This window comes from Chryseobacterium sp. NG-CE01, from assembly GCF_055695505.1.
Map to the genome: position 1 here is coordinate 451,316 of NZ_CM146369.1, position 17,483 is coordinate 468,798.

The 17,483-nt window shown below is 32.9% G+C and carries 16 protein-coding genes and 1 tRNA gene; 8 read left to right on the forward strand and 9 right to left on the reverse strand.

Annotated features, from left to right (window positions below; translation table 11 throughout):
* Position 1: 1 nt before the first annotated feature.
* The gene (locus ACYT6F_RS02205) at positions 2-2,047 is read left to right on the forward strand and encodes a DUF3732 domain-containing protein (RefSeq protein ID WP_472599692.1); all 2,046 of its coding nucleotides are present in this window, start codon (positions 2-4) and stop codon (positions 2,045-2,047) included.
* Positions 2,048-2,063: 16 nt separating this feature from the next.
* Complete coding sequence (locus ACYT6F_RS02210) at positions 2,064-2,912, forward strand: hypothetical protein (RefSeq protein ID WP_472599693.1); 849 nt, start codon at positions 2,064-2,066, stop codon at positions 2,910-2,912.
* A 29-nt stretch (positions 2,913-2,941) separates the two neighbouring features.
* Here ACYT6F_RS02210 and ACYT6F_RS02215 read toward each other — a convergent pair whose 3' ends face one another.
* The 9 genes from ACYT6F_RS02215 to mce all read right to left on the reverse strand — a co-directional run bounded on the left by ACYT6F_RS02215 (position 2,942) and on the right by mce (position 10,112).
* A complete protein-coding gene (locus ACYT6F_RS02215) occupies positions 2,942-4,069 on the reverse strand; it encodes a DUF3871 family protein (protein WP_472599694.1) in 1,128 nt (375 codons plus the stop codon).
* Positions 4,053-4,970 (reverse strand): AAA family ATPase, encoded by a 918-nt coding sequence (locus ACYT6F_RS02220; protein WP_472599695.1) that lies wholly within the window; start codon positions 4,968-4,970, stop codon positions 4,053-4,055. The genes ACYT6F_RS02215 and ACYT6F_RS02220 overlap by 17 nt, the downstream gene beginning before the upstream one ends.
* A gap of 190 nt (positions 4,971-5,160) precedes the next feature.
* Entirely contained in the window at positions 5,161-5,886 is a 726-nt protein-coding gene (locus ACYT6F_RS02225; RefSeq protein WP_472599696.1) for a hypothetical protein, read from the reverse strand.
* A gap of 102 nt (positions 5,887-5,988) precedes the next feature.
* Positions 5,989-7,218: a phage integrase SAM-like domain-containing protein gene (locus tag ACYT6F_RS02230; protein ID WP_472599697.1), complete on the reverse strand. Its 1,230-nt coding sequence runs from the start codon at positions 7,216-7,218 to the stop codon at positions 5,989-5,991.
* A gap of 58 nt (positions 7,219-7,276) precedes the next feature.
* A complete protein-coding gene (locus ACYT6F_RS02235; protein WP_472599698.1) occupies positions 7,277-8,353 on the reverse strand; it encodes a DUF3987 domain-containing protein in 1,077 nt (358 codons plus the stop codon).
* Positions 8,337-8,585: a helix-turn-helix transcriptional regulator gene (locus ACYT6F_RS02240; RefSeq protein ID WP_472599699.1), complete on the reverse strand. Its 249-nt coding sequence runs from the start codon at positions 8,583-8,585 to the stop codon at positions 8,337-8,339. The genes ACYT6F_RS02235 and ACYT6F_RS02240 overlap by 17 nt, the downstream gene beginning before the upstream one ends.
* Before the next feature lie 96 nt (positions 8,586-8,681).
* Entirely contained in the window at positions 8,682-9,494 is an 813-nt protein-coding gene (locus tag ACYT6F_RS02245; RefSeq protein WP_472599700.1) for a hypothetical protein, read from the reverse strand.
* Between the two features lie 85 nt (positions 9,495-9,579).
* Positions 9,580-9,653: transfer RNA gene (locus ACYT6F_RS02250), tRNA-Ile, on the reverse strand.
* A gap of 60 nt (positions 9,654-9,713) precedes the next feature.
* Positions 9,714-10,112, reverse strand: coding sequence for a methylmalonyl-CoA epimerase (mce, locus tag ACYT6F_RS02255; protein ID WP_472599701.1), 399 nt, complete (start codon positions 10,110-10,112; stop codon positions 9,714-9,716).
* 86 nt (positions 10,113-10,198) lie between these two features.
* Here mce and ACYT6F_RS02260 point away from each other — a divergent pair, with 86 nt between their 5' ends.
* The 6 genes from ACYT6F_RS02260 to ribD all read left to right on the forward strand — a co-directional run bounded on the left by ACYT6F_RS02260 (position 10,199) and on the right by ribD (position 17,397).
* Positions 10,199-10,558, forward strand: a complete 360-nt coding sequence (locus ACYT6F_RS02260; protein WP_169229257.1) for a ribosome-binding factor A — start codon at positions 10,199-10,201, stop codon at positions 10,556-10,558.
* Positions 10,559-10,560: 2 nt separating this feature from the next.
* Positions 10,561-11,766 (forward strand): ABC transporter permease, encoded by a 1,206-nt coding sequence (locus ACYT6F_RS02265; RefSeq protein ID WP_472599702.1) that lies wholly within the window; start codon positions 10,561-10,563, stop codon positions 11,764-11,766.
* 48 nt (positions 11,767-11,814) lie between these two features.
* The gene (locus tag ACYT6F_RS02270) at positions 11,815-13,626 is read left to right on the forward strand and encodes an endonuclease (protein WP_472599703.1); all 1,812 of its coding nucleotides are present in this window, start codon (positions 11,815-11,817) and stop codon (positions 13,624-13,626) included.
* Positions 13,627-13,686: 60 nt separating this feature from the next.
* A complete protein-coding gene (locus tag ACYT6F_RS02275; RefSeq protein WP_472599704.1) occupies positions 13,687-14,424 on the forward strand; it encodes a shikimate dehydrogenase family protein in 738 nt (245 codons plus the stop codon).
* Between the two features lie 81 nt (positions 14,425-14,505).
* Positions 14,506-16,311 (forward strand): DUF349 domain-containing protein, encoded by a 1,806-nt coding sequence (locus tag ACYT6F_RS02280; protein WP_472599705.1) that lies wholly within the window; start codon positions 14,506-14,508, stop codon positions 16,309-16,311.
* A gap of 63 nt (positions 16,312-16,374) precedes the next feature.
* Complete coding sequence (ribD, locus tag ACYT6F_RS02285; RefSeq protein WP_472599706.1) at positions 16,375-17,397, forward strand: bifunctional diaminohydroxyphosphoribosylaminopyrimidine deaminase/5-amino-6-(5-phosphoribosylamino)uracil reductase RibD; 1,023 nt, start codon at positions 16,375-16,377, stop codon at positions 17,395-17,397.
* Positions 17,398-17,483 lie beyond the last annotated feature (86 nt).

A 17,483-nucleotide genomic window follows, 5' to 3' on the forward strand; every position in this document is an offset into this window, starting at 1 on the left:
AATGAATCTAAAAATCAAAAATATAATACTTTATCCCACTAATAAAGAACTGAAACCTAGATTTATAAACTTTGACGTAGATAAAATAAATATAATTACAGGTTACAGTAAAAGAGGAAAATCATCTATTATAGAAATTATTGATTATTGCTTAGGTAACAGTGAACCCAATATTCCTATAGGAAAAATACGCAATAATGTAGACAAATTTGCTTTAAAAATAAATATTGATGGGCAAGATATTTTCATTGCAAGAGATAGCCCTAAAGATGGAAGTCAGAGTTCAGATAATATGTATTATTTAGAAATAGACAAAAAAGGGGAATATAAAGAACTTAATTCTAATGACTGGATTTTCCATGCTGAGGAGTTTAAATTTAATAGAGACTTTATTAAAAACATTCTAAATAGTAAAGCAAAATTTAAAAATATAGAAGAAATTGTTAAAGGTAATGACAAACCTATTACTGTTGGTTTTAGAGATACAAGTGCTTTCTTATTTCAACCTCAAAATATTATAGCTAATGGTAATACAATATTTTTCAAAACTGATTCCTTTGAACATATAAACAGGTTGAAAACCTTGTTTCCTTTGGCATTAGGGTATAAATCTTATGACATCTTAATTTTAGATAATGAAATTAATTACCTAGAAAGTGAGCAAAAAAAGATTTTAAATAAAATAGAAGATATAAATATTAGATACCAAAATTGGAAAACAGAATTATTTGAATATTATAGTGAAGCAGTAAGTTTAGGTTTAAGTAATGCTGACATAAATCTTGAATTATCAAATACTGATTTAATTAAAGATGAACTTGAAAATATTATAAAGAATGTCAGAAAAAATCAACTATACAAAGAAGGTTCTGGATTAAGATTTTCAGAAAAACTACAACAATTTGAAGAGGAAAGACAATCTTTATTTAGACAGTTACAAAACCTAAAAACTGAACTTAGTAAGATTTTAAAATTTGAACATACAAAAAATGAGTACATAAATAATGTTGCTGATGAAATTGAAGATAGATTAAAACCCATTGACTGGTTTCTAAAACAAAAAGGGACAGATCTCTGCCCTTTTTGCGATTCCAAATCAGACAAGGCATTAACACAATTACAGCAACTTAAAAGTATTAAAGAAAAAAATGCAAAACTTTTGCATAATAAAAACAGTAATACGTTTTCATTTGAAAGTGAAAAACTAAATCTTAAAAAACAAATTAGAATACAAGAAGGTAAAATAATGGCATTTGATTCTAATATTGATATTTTAGTGAGACAAAATGCAAATGAACAAGTTCTATATCAGCAAACCTATGAATTTATAGGTAAGATATCAAATTTTATTCAAAACCTCAACCTCCCTGACAGTTCATACAATATACAATTAGAAAACATTAACTCAAAACTAACTGAAAAAAGAGTAAAATTAGATAAACTTAAAAAGAAATTTGATAGAGAATTTACACTCTCTAAACTAAGTAAAAGTATAAAAACATATATAGATTTACTTCCTATAGAAGATAATAAATATTGTAATGCTTTATTAGATCCAGAGAAATACTTAGGTATTAAGATAGAAAACACGTTAAATAAGACAGTTACATTTTTAAATAAAATAGGAAGTGGTTCAAATTATATGTGTTACCATTTAGCCACGTTTTTAGGACTTCATGAGTTCTTTTATAAGTTAAAACAGGAAGGCAAGATTAATTACGTGCCTTCATTTATTATCTTTGATCAACCTAGTCAAGTTTATTATCCTGAAAAATTGGAGCTAAAAAGAAAGGAATCTCTAACTGAAAAAGAATCTGATGACCTTATAAATACAAGAAAAATATTTGAAGTGTGTGATGCTTTTATGAAAAGAACAAATTACGAGATTCAAATCATAATATTAGAACACGCTTCGCAAAGCACATGGGAAGGAATTGAAAGTATTAACCTAGTTGAAGAATGGAGGGGTAAAGAACTTGAAGATGGCACATTTACAAAAGATTATAATGCCTTAATCAAAAAGGAATGGTTAACAAATCAAAGTTAAAAGCTTATTTTTAAAGATGGAATCAAAAATCAAGTTATTCTTAAACAAACTGGAAGAACTTCAAGAAAAAAAAGAAGTACAGATTCTTTATAGAGGGATTTCAAAGAAAGATGCATTTGGAGTTTTTAAAATTGATTTAGAAGATTATAAAATTGAACAGTTTTCTCAAAAATTATTCTTCTATGGTAGTAAATCTGTTTATTTTATTAGAGACAAATACAAAAGGGATTTTGATATCCATGATATATCTACAGAAATTTTTGAGTTTATTTTTCTAGAATTTCATGCATTAAAAAAAGTAAAAAATCAACGAACCAAAGAATTTATATCTAAAAATCAGAAAATTTTTGAGTTTTTCTTTGATAAAAAAAACAAACAGGATTTTATTAATAATGTTTTGGCACAAAAAGAAGATAATATTATTATTACAAGAAATTACCTTCTTTCTATTTTACACCAAATTGGTAATTTTACTAGATATAAAAAGAAGTCTCACTTCTTATCTTCTTCTTCAAGAGAAGAAGTAGCTAAACAATTTTCAGACGATGATTTAATTATTAAATTCTGGAAACCAGTTTTTAATAAAACTGAATATAAAGGAATTTACTGTTTTGATTCATTTGTATATCCTGAGCAAGAAGAATACTCAGTTTTTTCTGCTATATTTCCTCATTATATTTTCTCCTTTACATTTAAAGGTAAGGAGTACTTTAATCCCTACATAAATACATGTAGCTTTATAGATTATTGTATATATTTTGGCTTTGATATAAATCAAGATAACTTTATTCCTAAGCTATATTCTGAAACCTTTCATACTAGAGGGGTTCAACAAGATAGTTCAGGAAAAATGAGAGAAATTTAAACTCCAGTCTTTATTTGACTGGAGTTTCTTTAACTCAAAAACCAATGATAGTCAGAATTACCATTGAGTACTTTCTGAATGCCTGTTGAAAACTCAAAGGCATTCAGATTTCTATCAAGGAAAGTATCTATATAACTGCTCTTATTAGCCTGTGTAAAGAGATTGTAGACATTCCAGAGGTTAATATCACCATCTTCATTCCTACAAAAGCTTTCATCTTCATAGTAATCTTTTGCAACTGTATTAAGCTGACTATCATTGAAGTTCAGACTTGGAATTCCCAATTTTTCTTTTTTAGGTAAGTGTTGATATAATCTTGACCTACCTAAAAGTTGAGCAAATTGATGCTCTGTAATGTGGCTGTGAGATAAAGACTTCATAACCTCCAGGTGACTTTGTGCATTATAGTTCTGGATAACAGAAGTAATTTTCTCCTGTAGCTCGTGATAATTTCCCACTCTCATTTCTTCTACAAAACCATCAGAAGATACACAGAGGTTACAGCAAACTTTGTTTTGAAAGCCAATGAAAAACTTAAACTTTTCAAAAGTTTTCTTGTTGTATAGGTTTTCCAGATTATAACTTCTTACTCCACCTACAGTAAGTGCCAGTTCATTACCATTAATAGTATCTACAATGGATGGTATCTGAATAATAAAAGCCATTCTTTCATAATAAATAGTCTTTTCATGGTCAAGTAAATCTTTAGCACTTTTGTAGATGGCATCAGGAGTTCTGCCCTTGATTTGGTGTGACACCCTAATTTCAGGATTACTAATACTGTGATGGGGAAACATTTTCATGACAGTATTAGTAACAATTTCTATAAATTCTTGGTGGGCAATAGTTTTTTCATTGTCCTTGCTGAATACAGGAATGATGCAATCACTTTTAAGGTGACTTAAATCTACCTGTAAGGTGTTGGCTTCAATAAATGGTTTGTGAACATAGGCAGAGACTGTTGCATCAGTAGTAGTACTGATTGTATTAGAAATCAAAAGAGGTTGAACACTTCTTGGCTCAACCTCCTTTATTTCATTCATTCTGCTTGGATAAAATACCTCTGCATCTTGGATATTTACAGCCTCCAGGTTAAGGTGACTGCTTCTTTGAACATTGTGCAGTTCCATTAATGCTGTATTATTTGTATACTCCATTAGTTGAAAAGTTTTGAGGGTTAGACAATTTGATTAAAAATGATTTTCTTGCTTCATATTCTGGCTTTAGCTCTTCTTGATACTGAGGATACTGCTTATATAAAGCCAAAAGTTCAGCCACAGTATTACAATCCCCAATCTTACTAATCAATTTACTAATCTCATTAGAGCCCAGGTAGCTTTGTTCAGAGGTTGAAGAGGTTACCTGGAGTTTAGTAACTGCTCCTGTATTACACCAGTCAAGAATCATTTTACCTGTTTGAGAGGTTATCAGAAATTCAGGTTTATTCATAAAGAGTCCTGTTCTGTCCTTACTTGCTTTAGCCAAATGATTATCATTGACTAACTCGAAATTGATGGTGAGTTCATATTCAAAACCATCTCTGGTGATTTCTTTAGTCCCATGTTTTACAACTTTAGTTTTACCATTACTACCAATATCTAAAGAATAATCCATCTTTCTTCTGGTAGTGGTAATGATGTGGCAACTTGATTGCAGAATTTTATTAATGAATGCCTGATGTCTTGGGGTAACCTGTGCCCAATCCTGAAACCTTCCACCCAATTTTTCATGAATTTCCAGACATCCACCAGAGCCATTCCATTCATGACTGGCAGAATCTATGATAATGACTTCTATTCCTGATTTTTCACATAGTTCAATAGCTTGTATGTATCTTTCAGGACTGTAAGGTGCTTGTAAATCCAGAACATTATAACTGCCCAGGTCAGAATACAAGGATGCAGAAGAATTTTCTGTATCTATGACTGCTATTTTGCCCCAATCTTGTGTCATTCCATAGGCTAATAATAATGCTGATTTGGTCTTTCCAAATCCAGAAGCTCCTGATAAGCCAAGTCTTAACTTAACTTGTTGTCTTTTTGATTGTTTTAATTGCATAATATTTTGTATTTAAAATTGTTAAAATCACGCTTGAATTTTCAAGAGTGTTGTTGAATTATTGTTTAAAAGGGCACGATGCAGAGGAGTAAACCCATTAGAGGAAATCCTCAAATAAAAGATATTGTATAATCTTTTTAATAATATCTTTTATTGGGGGAAATCCTCCATTGGGGAAAGCTGGATATTGTCATTTGTTACCTTCCTTTTTCTTTAGCCCAGGTTTAAGATATCTTTGAATGTCTCTGTGCAATGGAAAAATCCACTCTTCTTCTCCAAATATTTTAGGAAGTAGTTCAATAACTTTTTCAGGATGTAAAAAGAAGTAATTAACCTGCTGTGGTTTTTCTTCAAATGTTCTTGTTTTCTTCTCAACAGAAATAATTCCTAAGTTCTTAAATCTGCTGATTATTTTTTCTGCTCTGTCTTTTTTGATACCTAATTCATTAAATATTCTTTCTTTGGACCAGTAAAATGAGGTAAAGTCTGATTTTTTGTATTTAATAATAAGTGCTTCAAAAAATACTCTTTCATCACAAACAAAGAAACTGCTGTCATACTTGATAAAGGATAGAAATCTTGTTCCAAAGATTGTATCATAATCTATCATATAATTCTCAAATGCAGAATAATCATATACATTCATATTGACTACAATCTTGTCAAAAGGTGTTAATGATGGCGTATTATTCTCAACAACCATGTTACCATCTTTTGTAACTTTTACCAAAGTGTACTTTGGATTGTTGTTTTCTTGGAAATTTTCTTCAAAAGTAATGTCGTGATTGTAGAGTTCTATTTTTTCAGACCTCTCTTCAAAATCTTCACTATATTCTCCAGGTAACTTTTGACAAGGAAGATTACTTTCAATCCCATTTTCTTTATGAAAATCCTCTTCTAAAGGGAATTTATTCATAATATTAATGAGTTAAAAATTTGTAAAAATTGAAATTAAGAAAATTCTTAATTTTATTACATAAGGGTACTTCTATTTTTTCAGATTAAGTTTAATCTTAATCTATAAATCTAATAATGTTCTGTTGGCTTTATCCAGTTCTTCATCATCAAAATCTTTTAGATAGGTCATAGTTATTTGTACATTAGAATGCCCCATCAGTTCAGAAATCAAATCTGTACTTGTTCCTTTCTTTTTAAGGATGGTTGCAAAGCTGTGTCTAGCTACATAAGAGGTTACATGAGATTCAACACCTGCAATTTTAGCTATCTCTCCTAATTTTCTATTATAACGACTTAAAACTTTATGCTTTCTATATTCAATCTGTTTTGGTGTCATGTCATCACTTAACAGTATTGGGAATACATAAGAAGTATTATGGGTTTTATCTTTGTAAAAATCAATAATTTCCTGCGCCTTATCAACAATTTCTATATTAAACCTGCCTTTGGTTTTGGCTCTGGTATAATATAATCTGTCATTAACTATATCTGATTTTTTAAGGTACATCATATCCACAAAGTTCATCCCTCTTGTGTAAAACGAAAACATAAAGTAATTGTAAGCTTCCATAAGATGGGGAAACTGCGACAAATTAACATCTTTCATCTTTTTAAAATCTTCTACTGTCAATGCTCTTTTGTTGGGTTTTGCTTTGAGCTTGGAAACCTTGTAGTATTTAAAGGGATAAATATCCTGTGATATGATTTTTCTATTAATAGCTTTATTAAATATTGCTCTAATTTGTCTCATCTTAAAAGCCATTCCTCCATTTTCATTTCCTCTTGAACGCATATATACTTCATATTTTTCAAGTAACTCTGGGGTCAATTCTTTGAATTTAACTAGTGTTTTGCCTGGATGGTTCTCATTTATAAATTTTAACAGAGATTCTTTTGCTTCTTTATAGGCTCTTGCATTTCCTAATCTGTCTGACTGTTCCATTTCTTTAATAATTTCTTCTGTAAAGTCAAAAAAATTGTCATTGGTTTCTGGTACTCCCCTAAATTTTCTTTCAAAAGATTCTAGGGTGAAATCTTCATCGTTAAGCTGAAAATTTCTGATTATACTTAACGCTTCATGTTTTTGTTTTATAATAAAGCCATTTTCAATTTTAAAGTTGGGATGAGGCTTTATAAACTGTTCACTAACAAAGTGTTCTTTAAAACCTTTTAAACCAATTGAGATTTCTTTTTTTTTTCTATTTTTTGTTATACGCAAGTAAACCAGATACTGACCATCAGACAAAGGTTTACTACCCATAACAACTTTTATTGTTGCATGGTTATTCATTTTTCTAGATTTAGTTAGTTGATAAAAGCCTGCCTGGAAATAGGCAGACTTAAGAAGTTTAGATTATTTTTTTAAAATTCAAACTTTTGAAATTATAAAGAGAATGTTGAAAATAAATATCTATTAATTTTAAGCAGTTGTCAAAATCAGCATCTGTACAAACTAATTTATTAGGCTCTATTCTTTCTTCCACAAACCTTAAAGCAGAAATTATCATACATAATTTAAAAAAAATTAAGGCTAATCTATTGTTATTAGAAGTAAAGTTTAAAGATTCTTTATTCAGTATATAAGTTTGCTTATCTTGAAAATGCTGATGAAAAATTCTCTTTTGACGCTCTGTCAACTCAAATTCCAATTTGTCTCCATATCTCGACAAGGAATACTTTTCTTCCAACATTTCTGAATAATATTCAAATACACCTTTTTTATTTTTATCTCTATTGGCAAAAACATCTTTAAACTTAGTAACCTCATCAAAAGAATAAGTAAGAAATATTGATGCTAAATCATTTCCAGCAGAATTCATTATACGTTTATACTGCTCCTGAGTACTACTTAATACAAGTGAAAGTTTAGGTTTTTCAATATTCATATAAAAATCTTCCTCCTTCAATGATATTGGTTCATGGTGAAAACTTTTCTTCAGAATATATAAGAAATTATCCATCATAACTTTAATTATATCTGATTCAGACTCTATAATCAACAATCCTCCATCAGTTCTGTCCAGAAAGCTATAAAAATCTTTGCTATTAACATTTACAGGTAAAATCTTTAAATCAAAACAAGGTCTAACCACTTTATTATCACGCTTCATTTCAAATTCATAATCTGAGGTAGATACAGAGACGATAGCTTCATTAGTAATATCTACTAAACTTCTAGCTTTCATTAAAATTCCTTTATCTGATGCAATAGGTGCAGTTATAAAAGTGTGTAAATTAGGATAAACTATATCAGAGTCATAATATCCATAGATATGGGGTAATAAACTGCTTAACACCCCTAAAGATGACGTAAGAAGCATATCTTTCTCCCTGCCTGAAAAATCTCCAGTAACATCTCTAAGGATACGTGGTAAATTCTTGTAAATTTTGTTAGGAATTAATGGTGTTTTAGTTTGTTTTTCCATTAGATTTAAAATTTTTGGTTAATAAACGCTTTTCTAAACTTTCAATAGACTTCACTTCATTCTGCATCATCCAGTTCTCTAAATCTTCTTTTTTAAAGTAGATTTTACCATTATTAGGCTTGAAGAAGCTGATTCTGCCTTCTGATGTCAATTTATACAAGAATGACTTGCTGACATCCATAAATTCAATGGATTCTTTGAAACTCAAAATTTCTTTTTCAATGTTTTTCATTGCTTTAAATTTTTGTTGTGACAAAGGTAAAAGCATAAAAAAATCCACTTCTCAAATGGTAAGAAGTGGATAATATACGAGTAATATTACTTGATATTACTGTGGTCTATTCTGTAGTTTGGTAAAGAAATCTAACAGTTCTTGTGATAAGGTTATTTTTGATTTTTTATTGGTGGTTTTGTACCTATGATAATTACTAACTTTCAGAATAGTATTATTTGATGTATAAAAAAGTCCTGATAGTTCAATGTTTTTTATTGTTCCTTTTTCCAATATTGGTAATAAATTTCTGATGTATTCTACCAATTCTGCTGTTGAACACTTAAACACTATATTTTTATTACTGTCACCTGATAGTACATTAAAGAAATCATCTACATCTAAATTTTCATATTCAATATAATCATCAATACTCAAATTATACAGTTCAGTAATATCAGATTTTCTAAGTCCTCCTTTTAACCTTAGATATGGATTAGCTTTTTGATTAGCAACAAAGGGAGCAATAGAAATTTCAAAATTATACTTGGTCTGGAAAAAATCAATCAGCTTGTTTATATATTTTTTAGTGAAACCATAGGTGTCTAATCTTAATATATTTCTTAAGGATTTTTCAACATAGTCTTTAAAGCCTTTGATTTCTTCTTTAATATAAACTTCTTCCATTAGAATTTTAGCTTTCTCAAACAGTGCTTCAATATTTCTTTCAAAGTTAGACAGCCAAGATGAACAACTATCATTTGGAAGATGCAGAATAATATCATTTCCTCTTTCTTCAATATGAATATCATTAAACTTAGACCCATACTTGTAATAAGATTCTGTAAAGTTGATTTGAGAGTTTTTTATACCTTCAAGAGTAAAGCAATCTTCAATTTCTTTGAAAAATAACAGTTTATTATCAGTCATAGTCAAAATTACAAATGTTTCACCTATGTTTCACCCAACAAAACAAAAAAGCACCTACATTTCTGTAAGTGCTTGATTTAAAAAGTGGTCCCACTTGGGCTCGAACCAAGGACCACCTGATTATGAGTCAGGTGCTCTAACCAACTGAGCTATAGGACCGCAAAATTGGTTGATTTTGTGACTGCAAAAATAACAAAATTTCCGGCACTACAAAATTTTTTATTGCTTTTCTTGACAAAGTTCTACCAAGACTCCATTCGTGCATTTAGGATGAAGGAAGACAATTAATTTATTATCAGCACCTTCCTTTGGTTCCTCGGAAATAAATTCAAATCCTTCTTTTTTTAATCTTTCAACTTCTTGCAGAATATTAATAACTCCAAAAGCCAAATGGTGAATACCTTCTCCCTTTTTATCAATAAATTTTGAAATCGGACTTTCTTCCTTACTCGCTTCCAAAAGTTCGATTTTACTTTCACCTGCTGCATAAAATGAAGTAACCACTCCTTCCCTTTCCACAGATTCTTTTTTATAAGACTCCTTTCCCAAAAGTTTGGCAAAAAGTTCGTCAGAAACTCCCAACGATTTTACGGCAATACCGATATGTTCTAATTTCATAAATTATATAATTATGTCGTAAATTTGATAAACGTTCAAATTTTCAAAGTATCAATTCAAACAAAAGTACTAAATTTGCACAACTTATGGAAAGTAACAGACAACGAAAAGTAGCACAGATTATACAGGAAGACTTCGCAGAGCTTTTCCGCAAGCAGGCCGCAGAAAGCGGACAGGGTATTTTGGTATCGGTATCTGATGTAAAAGTAACGGCAGATCTGGGAATTGCTAAAATCTACCTCAGTATCTTCCCTCAGGAATTCCGTTCTGCGGTAATGAAGGAGATTGAAGAAAGCAAAGCGCAATACAGAAACTTTATCGGCCAGAAAATGGCAAAACAGGTTCGAGTGATTCCTAATCTTAACTTTTATTTGGACACCACTCTCGATGATGTTGAAAAATTAGACAGAGAATTAAGAGGCGAAGGCGATAATCCTATTCTGTAACCTTGAAGAACATTGCATTTTATATAGCATCCCGGTACCTTTTGGCAAAAAAAGGGAGTACGGCTGTTACGTTTATTACGTGGCTTGCAGTCGGGGCTATGACGGTTGCCGTTACTGCAATGTTCGTGATTATTTCAGTTTTTTCAGGACTTGAAGATCTCAATCAGGAACTCATTTCCAATCTCCACGCAGATCTTACTGTTAAAAGCACTTCGGGGAAAACACTGAAAGATTTTGATAAGATAAATTCTGTTCTTAAAAGTAATAAAGAAATAAACCACTTTTCACGAGTAATTGAGGAAAAAGTTTATATCAGCTACAACGAAAAAGGTGATATTGCCTATCTGAGAGGAGTGGACTCTGCTTATACCAAGGTAAATCCTATTGACAAAGATATTTTCTACGGAGCTTACCCGGGTTTTAAATATTCCAATGAAGTTTTGATGGAAAATTCTCTGGACAACAGGCTTTCCATCCCCGTACCTTCTAATTCCGATTATGCCACATTGTTTATGCCTAAACCTGGCACCGGAATCATTAACAAAGAAGAGGATATATACAACAAGAAAGACATCCTCGTGACAGGAGTTTTCCCCGGAAAAGATCAGCTGGACAACTATATCATTTCACCCATTGAACTTACAGAAGAACTATTGGATCTACCAAAACATTCTGCCTATCAGATTGTTATTACGTTAAAAAATCCGGATAATACCAATTCCGTAAAACAGCAGCTTCTTTCCGCTTTGGGCAAAAATGTTGAAATCAAAACCAAAGAAGAAGAAAACGCCGCTTTCTGGAAAATGATCAATACGGAAAAACTCTTTATCTATTTGATTTTCGCATTGGTTATTTTCATTACTACCTTTAACCTTGCGGGAGCTATCATTATTTTACAGCTTGATAAAAAGCAGCAGGCGAAATCTTTGGTGTCATTGGGATTTCCTTTGAGCCATCTGCGTCAGATCTATTTCTATACCGGAATACTCATTGTTGTACTGGGAATTATTTCCGGGCTTATACTTGGAACAGCACTTTGCTATTTCCAGCAGTACACCGAATTCTTCAAAGCCAACGAAACATTGCCTTTCCCTGTAAAAATAGTAGGCAAAAATTATCTTATCGTAGCACTTACCGCGGCGATCTTCGGTTTCGGTATTTCATGGGCATTTTCTAAAATAAGCAAGGAGTATATTACTAAAAATTAATACCGTAACCTTTCATTTTTTCGTACCTTTACGCCCCAATTTTTAAAAATGAAACGTACTTTATTATCTTTATTATTAAATCTGGCATTTGTAACAGCATTTGCCCAAATTCCTTCCGGATATTACAATGCTGCTACGGGACTTTCCGGAGCAAGTCTTAAAACAGCATTAAGCCAAATTATTACAAACGGCCATATAGACAATGGTTATGGCGGTTTATGGGGTGGATACCAAACAACAGACCGTGATAATATTGCAATGGCAGGTTTTGAAAACGACAATACGATTTTAGATATTTATTCTGAAAATCCTAATGGTACAGATCCATATAACTACAACTATTCTGCCGGACAATGCAGCGGGAACAGCGGACCAGAAGGATTTTGCTACAACAGAGAACATATTGTTCCGCAGAGTTTATTTAATAGTAGTGCTCCCATGGTTTCAGACATTCATTTCATCAGGCCAACTGACGCAAAAGTAAACGGAATGAGATCAAATTTTCCTTTCGGAAAAGTAGGATCGGCTTCTTTTACATCTCAAAACGGATCAAAACTGGGAGCGTCTGTTTCTCCCGGATATTCAGGGACGGTTTTTGAACCTGTTGATGCTTTCAAAGGCGATGTTGCAAGAATGATTCTTTATTTTGTAACCCGGTATGAATCTCAGCTTTCAGGCTTTTCAACCGGAAACATGTTAGGAGGTTCCGCTTTTCCGGGATTACAGACATGGGAACTGAACCAGTTATTAGCATGGCATGCAGCAGATCCTGTTTCTGCAACTGAAATTGCAAGAAACAATGCCTCATATGTATATCAGGGAAACAGGAATCCATATATTGATCATCCGGAATATGTAAATCAGATCTGGGGAACTCCTACAATTGATACTCAGGCGCCAACGGCTCCTACTAATTTAGCAACCAGTAATCCTACTTCAAATACGATTTCTTTAAGCTGGACTGCTTCTACTGATAATATTGGAGTTGTTGCGTATGACATTTACAAAGATGGTACTTTCTATACAACCGTTACCGGTACTACAGCAACCGTTTCAGGATTAAATCCTTTAACAACATACAATTTCTATGTAATTGCTAAAGATGCGGCAGGAAATTCTTCTGCAGCAAGCAACACAGCGCAAGGCACTACTCTTGCCGGAGGCCAGCCGGGAGGAAGCTGCGGAACAGAAGATTTTTCTAATATTCCGGCAAGCTCTTCAAGTTATTCTACGAGAACCTGGACCAGCAACAATATTTCATGGACAGCCACAGATGCCAGAACAGATCAGACAATTAATGGCAAGGCCATCACACTGAGATCCGGAAATCTTACAAGCTCTTCTGTTTCAGGAGGTATCCAGAGTCTCACGATGACTACATCATTAAAATTCGGAAGCGGACCTGGTGTCTTAAACATTGAGATAAACGGTACTCAGGTAGGTACAATTCCTTACAGCGCTACTACAAATGATACAACCACCACCACAATCAACAATATCAATGTAACAGGAAATGTAGTGATTAAAATTACAAATCCTACAACAGGTACTAGCGGACCAAGAGTCGCGATTGACGATTTAAGCTGGACATGTTACAGCACATTGGGAACAGCAGAAACTTCAGGTAATAAAGCAGGTTTTGTGATTTATCCTAATCCAGTAAAAAACAATGAATTATTTGTAAAAGGAGAAAATCTAAATAAAATTACAAAAGCTCAGATCTATGATTTTTCAGGAAAACTGATTGAAACAATTGAAAACCCTTTCAAAACAACAAATAAAATCAATCTTAAAGGTCTGGCTAAGGGAAATTACATCCTTAAAACAGATTCTTTCTCTACAAAATTTATAGTAGAATAACTCATAAAAATATTTATTCAAAAGACCGGTTTTTTCCGGTCTTTTTTTTATTTTTATAGTATGGATTCCAGCAAAAAATTAGGCCTAATCGGGAGAAACATTTCTTATTCTTTCTCTAAAAAATTCTTTGAAGACAAATTTCAGAAACTGATGCTGAAAGGCTACTCATATAACATTTTTGATTTAACCGAAATTGAAGAAGTCAACAATCTTTTTTCTGTTCCGGATCTGGTAGGATTTAATGTAACCATACCTTATAAGGAAAAAATCATTGATTACCTGGATGATCTCAGTGATGAAGCAAAAAAAATAGGTGCCGTAAACTGCGTTTTAATAGAAGACGGAAAAAAAACAGGCTATAATACAGATGCATTCGGTTTTGAAAAAACATTGCTTCTCCACAAGAAGCCGCATCAGGAAACGGCTATCATATTAGGAAACGGCGGAGCAGCAAAGGCAGTGAAGTATGTTCTTGATAAGAATAATATTCCATCCGTTACCGTTTCCAGGAAAACGGAAATCAATTATGATAACCTTGATGAAAAGACGGTTGAAGATCATAAAATTATTATACAGTGTACTCCTGTAGGAACTTTTCCGAATGTTGACGATTGTCTGGACTTCCCTTTTGAAGGGATCACAGGAAATCATCTGATTATTGACCTGATTTATAACCCAAGCTACACGCAATTCATTATCAAAGCTTCGGAAAAAGGAGCAAAAACAGTGAACGGATACTACATGCTTGAACAGCAGGCAGAAAAAGCCTGGGAAATTTGGAACTTTCAAAAAAAATAACATAAATTAGTACTATAATTGGCTTTTTTGCTCTATATTTAGAGGATATATTTTAATGCCACTCACAATAAACGATTTGCTATGACTACAGAAAACAACCTTTCTGAAAACGAGGAAAACAAAAACTTTACTCAGGAATCTTCGGAAGAAAATTCACAAAACGTTACCCCTAAGAATGAAAATGTTCAAGTTGAAGAACATGAACAGGATGAAGAACACGAAGAGGTAGACCTATCCCTGGCTGATACGTTGAAGGAAATGGAAAAAATCATCAACGCTCCTAATGCCGGTGAGGATTTTAAAAAATTCAATCAGCTTAAAGAAAAAGCAAGTCATTACATCCATGATGAGGTGGAAGATAAAAAGCACGAATATACCGACGCCGGAAACGCTCCCGAAAACTTCAGCTACGAGCATCCTTCCCAGGCAAGATTTTCAGCTCTGGTAAATATATTCAGAGAAAAACATGATGCTTACCAGAAAGGTCAGGAAGAGGAGCAGAAGAAAAATCTGGACCACCGACAGAATATTATTGAAAGGCTTAAAAATCTATATACTAATTCTGAACCCGGCACGAATCTCTTTAAATCTATAAGAGAGATTAAAGAGGACTGGTCGAAGGCAGGACAGGTAGCAAAGTCTGAGTTTAAAATCCTAAACAATAATTATTTCCACCATCTGAATCAGTTTTATCAGATGCTGGATCTCAACAAAGAATTTCTTGAACAGGAATACAGCCACAATCTTGAAAAAAGACAGCATATTATCGAACGTGCCAAACAGCTTGAGCAGGAACCTGTGATTCAGAAAGCACTGAATGAGCTTCAGTACCTCCATAAACTCTGGAAAGAAGAAGCAGAGCCTGTAGCAGAAGAATTCCGTGAGAAAACATGGGAAGAATTCAAGGAAATTTCCAATAAAATTCACGAAAGAAAATCTGAACTTTCGGCAGCCATTGAAACAGAGCAAAACGAAAATCTTGAGAAGAAAAACCAGATTATTGCTGAAATCAAAAAACTTTCAGAACCATCTGAAAACCCGAACCACAATTACTGGCAGAACGCCATCAGAAGAGTGGAAGAATTAAGGTCGGAATTCCTGAAAACCGGAAGCGTTCCAAGAAAACTTTCCAACCAGAACTGGAGTGATTTTAAAACAACATTAAGAGGCTTCAATACTACGAAAAATACGTATTACAAATCATTAAAAGGCTCTCAGCAGGCTAATCTTGAAGAAAAGCTAAAGCTTATCCAGACGGCAAAAGATAATCAGAACAATGAAGAATGGGATATTGCCGTACCTCTGTTTAAAAAGCTTCAGGAAGACTGGAAAAAAATAGGACATGTTCCGAAGAGCATGACCAATAAAATCTGGGACGAATTCCGTGATGCCTGTAATGCATTTTTCAATAACTACAGGGAAAAAAGCAATGCTTCTACCGACAACTGGAAAGAGAATTATAAAAATAAAAAAGTGCTTCTTGATGAGCTGAAAACAGTTACCAATGAAGAAGGAAGCATTGAAAGAATCGAAGCTATAAAAACCGCCTGGAACAACATTGGAAAAGTTCCGAGAGATAAAATTTCAATCAATACCGAGTTCAACAAAACATTGAGAGAAAAACTTAAACTCAATAAAATCAACGAACTTGAACTTAAAGAGGAAGGCCTGTCTGAAAATCAGCTGACTGATAAAGCAAGAAAGATGAAGAGCCAGATTTCTGATCTCGAAGCTGAAATTGTGAAACTGGAAAACAATCTTGCATTCTTCAAAAATCCTTCCAGAGAAAATCCGCTTTTAAAGGAAACCTTTGATTCTATTGAAGAGAAAAAAGCTCATTTGGAAACATTGAAACAAAATCTTCACAGCATTATTGCCGGAGAATAATATAACTTAAAATCTAAAAAAGGCGGAGCAAAGCAATTTGTCTTCGCTTTTTTTCATTAAAACATGCAGGACGAATTTTATATTAAAAGATGTATTGAACTTGCCGCTAAAGCACTCGGCAGAACCTACCCGAATCCGCTGGTAGGAAGCGTAATTGTATATAACGACACCATTATCGGTGAAGGCTACCATCAGAAAGCAGGCGAAAATCATGCGGAAATAAATGCTATCAATTCCGTTAAAGACCGCTCACTTATCCCGGAATCTACCATTTATGTATCACTGGAGCCCTGTGCACATTACGGAAAAACGCCGCCGTGCGCCCTGAAAATAAAAGAATTAGGCTTTAAGAAAGTCGTAATCGGCGCTATGGACTCTCACGACAAAGTCAATGGAAAAGGAAAAAAAATCATTCAGGATGCAGGAATAGAAGTCGTTTCAGGAATTCTTGAAGAAGAATGTACCGCATTAAATAAAAGATTTTTCACCTATCATGAAAAGAAAAGGCCCTACATCATCCTGAAATGGGCCCAATCGGGTGACGGATTTATGGATAAGGATTTTCAGCCCGTTTCCATTTCAAATTCTTTGGTAAATCAGTTTGTTCATCAATTAAGAGCAGATGAACACGCGATCCTTGTCGGTACACAAACAGCACTTAATGATAATCCTGCCCTCACTGTAAGAAACGCAGAAGGCGAAAATCCTATCAGGATTTTAATTGATTTTGATTTGAGAGTTCCGCACGATTTTAACATCTATAATAAAGAAGCCAGAACTTTAATCCTTAATACTATTAAAGAGGAAGAAACAGCAAATTTGCGTTTCATCAAAATTAAAAAGGAAAATTTTCTGAATGAACTGATGAATGCTCTATATAAAGAACAAATCCAGTCGGTGATTATAGAAGGAGGCAGATTCACATTACAGCAATTTATTGATGAAAATCTTTGGGATGAAGCTGTCGTTATTGAGAATAAGGATCTGAAACTTCTGAACGGGACACCTGCTCCGCAATTTGAAAAAGAAAAAAATAAGTCAGAAAAATTCAGAGATAATATAATTTCATTCTATGAAAATAAATAAAGTTATATTAATTATATGGCCTTTGTGCATGAACCAATTGGCAGATGCTCTGTGTTCGCATGTGAAGGCGTTCCACAGATTTAATC

Coding starts and splice junctions, on each gene's coding strand:
- ACYT6F_RS02205 (WP_472599692.1), top strand. CDS start 2: ATGAATCTAAAAATCAAAAATATAATACTTTATCCCACTAATAAAGAA.
- ACYT6F_RS02210 (WP_472599693.1), top strand. CDS start 2,064: ATGGAATCAAAAATCAAGTTATTCTTAAACAAACTGGAAGAACTTCAA.
- ACYT6F_RS02215 (WP_472599694.1), bottom strand. CDS start 4,069: ATGGAGTATACAAATAATACAGCATTAATGGAACTGCACAATGTTCAA.
- ACYT6F_RS02220 (WP_472599695.1), bottom strand. CDS start 4,970: ATGCAATTAAAACAATCAAAAAGACAACAAGTTAAGTTAAGACTTGGC.
- ACYT6F_RS02225 (WP_472599696.1), bottom strand. CDS start 5,886: ATGAATAAATTCCCTTTAGAAGAGGATTTTCATAAAGAAAATGGGATT.
- ACYT6F_RS02230 (WP_472599697.1), bottom strand. CDS start 7,218: ATGAATAACCATGCAACAATAAAAGTTGTTATGGGTAGTAAACCTTTG.
- ACYT6F_RS02235 (WP_472599698.1), bottom strand. CDS start 8,353: ATGGAAAAACAAACTAAAACACCATTAATTCCTAACAAAATTTACAAG.
- ACYT6F_RS02240 (WP_472599699.1), bottom strand. CDS start 8,585: ATGAAAAACATTGAAAAAGAAATTTTGAGTTTCAAAGAATCCATTGAA.
- ACYT6F_RS02245 (WP_472599700.1), bottom strand. CDS start 9,494: ATGACTGATAATAAACTGTTATTTTTCAAAGAAATTGAAGATTGCTTT.
- mce (WP_472599701.1), bottom strand. CDS start 10,112: ATGAAATTAGAACATATCGGTATTGCCGTAAAATCGTTGGGAGTTTCT.
- ACYT6F_RS02260 (WP_169229257.1), top strand. CDS start 10,199: ATGGAAAGTAACAGACAACGAAAAGTAGCACAGATTATACAGGAAGAC.
- ACYT6F_RS02270 (WP_472599703.1), top strand. CDS start 11,815: ATGAAACGTACTTTATTATCTTTATTATTAAATCTGGCATTTGTAACA.
- ACYT6F_RS02275 (WP_472599704.1), top strand. CDS start 13,687: ATGGATTCCAGCAAAAAATTAGGCCTAATCGGGAGAAACATTTCTTAT.
- ACYT6F_RS02280 (WP_472599705.1), top strand. CDS start 14,506: ATGACTACAGAAAACAACCTTTCTGAAAACGAGGAAAACAAAAACTTT.
- ribD (WP_472599706.1), top strand. CDS start 16,375: ATGCAGGACGAATTTTATATTAAAAGATGTATTGAACTTGCCGCTAAA.